1 protein-coding gene is annotated in these 345 nt (G+C 43.2%); it reads right to left on the minus strand.

Features of this window, described 5'->3' with window-relative positions; all coding sequences use genetic code 11:
• On the minus strand, positions 1-278 hold a 278-nt coding region (locus tag ACSIPU_RS30760; RefSeq protein WP_263908009.1), incomplete at its 3' end, for a PAS domain-containing protein.
• Positions 279-345: the final 67 nt, after the last annotated feature.

The raw sequence follows: 345 nt of genomic DNA on the forward strand, positions 1-345 counted from the left end.
TAGTGGTCGCCATTTTTACAGCGATTTTTTACTAGCCCCATCCATGAGCGGCCAGATTTTAATGTACTCCACATATGCTCAAATGCAGCAGGCGGCATATCTGGGTGTCTTACGATGTTGTGAGGCTGGCCTAATAGTTCTTCCTCAGTGAAACCACTGATTTTAATGAAGTCAGGATTAACGTACGTGATATGGCTTTGAGGGGAGGTAGTCGAAAGAATATTGGCATCTTTTGGGAGTTCTAAGTTTCGACCCGTCACTGGTAAATTCTGGCGCATAAGAACCTCAAGGGTTGGCTGTTTTATTTTATTGTTTTCGGCATTAAGCCCAATTTCTTGAGCGTTA

The organism is Klebsiella sp. HN106 (genome assembly GCF_051209435.1).
In the GTDB taxonomy this organism is placed as follows: domain Bacteria; phylum Pseudomonadota; class Gammaproteobacteria; order Enterobacterales; family Enterobacteriaceae; genus Klebsiella; species Klebsiella oxytoca.